Raw genomic sequence first — 2,325 nt, 5'->3', positions numbered from 1 at the left:
GGGCGCCCCGAGGCCGCCTATGTGATCGAGCGGCTGGTCGATGCCGCGGCGCGCAAGCTCAAAATGGCCCCCGACGCCATCCGCCGCAAGAACTTCATCCCCCCGCGCGCGATGCCCTACAAGACCGCGACCGGCAAGGTCTACGATTCCGGTGACTTCACCGCCCATATGAAACGCGCGATGGAAATCGCGAACTGGAAGGAATTTGGAAAGCGCGCAAAACTCGCCAAGAAGAGCGGCCTGGTGCGCGGCATCGGGCTTGCGAGCTATGTCGAAGTCTGCGGCGTCATGGGCGAGGAGACCGCCAATGTCCGCCTCGATCCCAATGGCGACGTCACGATCCTGATCGGCACGCAGTCGAGCGGGCAGGGCCACCAGACCGCCTATGCTCAGCTCGTCGCCGAGCAGTTCGGCCTGCCGCCGGAGCGGGTCCACATCCACCAGGGCGACACCGCGGAGATCCCGACCGGCCTCGGCACCGGCGGCTCGGCCTCGATCCCGAGCGGCGGCGTCGCGGTGGAGCGTGCGACCGCAACGCTCGGCAAGCAGCTCCGCGAGATGGCCGCCGAGGCGCTGGAGACCAGTGCCGGCGATCTCGAGATCAGCGAGGGCAAGGTGCGCATCGCCGGCACCGACCGCGCGGTCAGTTTCGCCGATCTCGCCGCGCGCGCCGGTGCCGATCCGGCAAGACTCAATGCGAGCGCGACCTTTGCCAGCGCCGACGGCACCTATCCGAACGGCACTCATCTGGCAGAGGTCGAGATCGATCCGGCCACCGGCATCATCAAGATCGTGAACTACGTCATCGTCGACGATTTCGGCGTCACGCTCAATCCGCTGCTGCTGGCCGGCCAGGTGCATGGCGGCGTGATGCAGGGGATCGGGCAGGCCTTGATGGAGCAGGTGGTCTACAGCTCCGCCGACGCCCAGCTCGTGACCGGCACCTATATGGACTACGCGCTGCCGCGCGCCGCCGACGGCCCGTCATTCACCTTCGAGACCCACAACATTCCCTGCAAGACCAATCCACTCGGCGTGAAGGGGGCGGGCGAGGCCGGTGCGATCGGCTCGTGCCCGGCCGTGGTGAATGCAATCGTCGAGGGACTGTGGCGCGAATACGGTATCGAGCATATCGACATGCCGGCCACGCCCGAGCGGGTCTGGATTGCAATCCGCGAGCAGCATCGCCAGCATAGCCTCTGAGATCTGCCTCAATTCTCGGGGAATAAGGCCTCGCGCGCGGGGTTGGAACGGCCGTGGTCGGGTCAATTCGTCCGGGCAAAATAGGTTCGTTTGCAACAATCGGGAGAGCAAGTTGATGATGCGAGCTGTCGTAGCTGTTGGGGTTCTCATGCTGGGTGCGACTGCTGTGATCGCACAGCAGGACCAGCTGAAGGACACCCAGACCATGATGAAGGGCAACGGCAAGAATGCTGGCGCGTTGTCGGCGATCGTCAAGGGCGAAAAGCCCTATGATCAGGCGACAGTCGATGCGGCGCTCGCGCAGTTCGATGATACCGCCAAGAAGCTGCCAAAGCTCTTCCCCGCGAGCCTCAAGGGCAAGCCGTTCGACGGCGACTACCAACCCTCGGACAAGATCTGGCAGGATAAGGCCGGCTTCGATGAGCACATTGCGAGCTTCGCCAAGGCCGTCAGCGATGCCAAGGGCAAGATCAAGGACACCGATACGCTGAAGGCGGAGCTTGGCCTGATCGGCAAGCAATGCGGCGGCTGCCACGAGACCTACCGCGTCAAGAAGACCTGAGACAACGGCTCCGCAGGAATCGTAGATCCTATGGGGCGGCGGGTGGTCAGGAGGTTAGGATGGTAGTTCCACCAACCGTCCAACCTCGAGGATCAAGATGTCCAAGCTCGATCGGATTGACACACCCGCCAGTGGCGAGCATGCCACGGTTTATCTGGTTTTTGAACTGAGCAAGACGAGGTGGCGGCTCGGCGTGCTGCTGCCCGGTTCAGAGAAGCTGAGCCGGTACTCGATTGCGGGAGGCGACCTGACGGCATTGGCGTCGCGTTTGGCGCGCTGTCGGTCGGAGGCTGGCCGCGGCGGCAAGCCGGTTCGGATCATGTCGTGCTTCGAGGCCGGCCTCGACGGGCATTGGCTGCATCGTTGGCTGAGTGATCAAGGGGTGATCAGTCACGAGGTCGATCCGTCGAGCGTCGAGGTGAGCCGTCGTGCGCGGCGCGCGAAGACCGATCGGATCGATCTGGAGAAGCTGATGCGCACGTTCCTTGCCTATCTGCGGGGCGAGCCGCGGGTCTGCAGCATGGTCCATGTGCCATCGGCGGAGGACGAGGATCGCAAGC

The 2,325-nt window shown here is 64.1% G+C and carries 2 protein-coding genes and 1 pseudogene; all 3 read left to right on the top strand.

Translation table 11 applies throughout. The annotated features are described in order from the left end of the window. Nucleotides 1-1,203, top strand: a 1,203-nt coding sequence (locus JOZ76_RS20780) for a xanthine dehydrogenase family protein molybdopterin-binding subunit (protein ID WP_291701352.1), incomplete at its 5' end; no start/stop codon positions are given. Between the two features lie 115 nt (nucleotides 1,204-1,318). Further along, nucleotides 1,319-1,765, top strand: a complete 447-nt coding sequence (locus tag JOZ76_RS20775) for a c-type cytochrome (RefSeq protein WP_291701350.1) — start codon at nucleotides 1,319-1,321, stop codon at nucleotides 1,763-1,765. Between the two features lie 97 nt (nucleotides 1,766-1,862). After that, a pseudogene (locus JOZ76_RS38305) lies at nucleotides 1,863-2,325 on the top strand (IS110 family transposase); the annotation flags it as partial.

The sequence above is a fragment of the Bradyrhizobium sp. genome (assembly GCF_019244115.1).
Lineage (GTDB): Bacteria > Pseudomonadota > Alphaproteobacteria > Rhizobiales > Xanthobacteraceae > Bradyrhizobium.
This window is presented reverse-complemented; position numbering and strand designations above follow the sequence as displayed.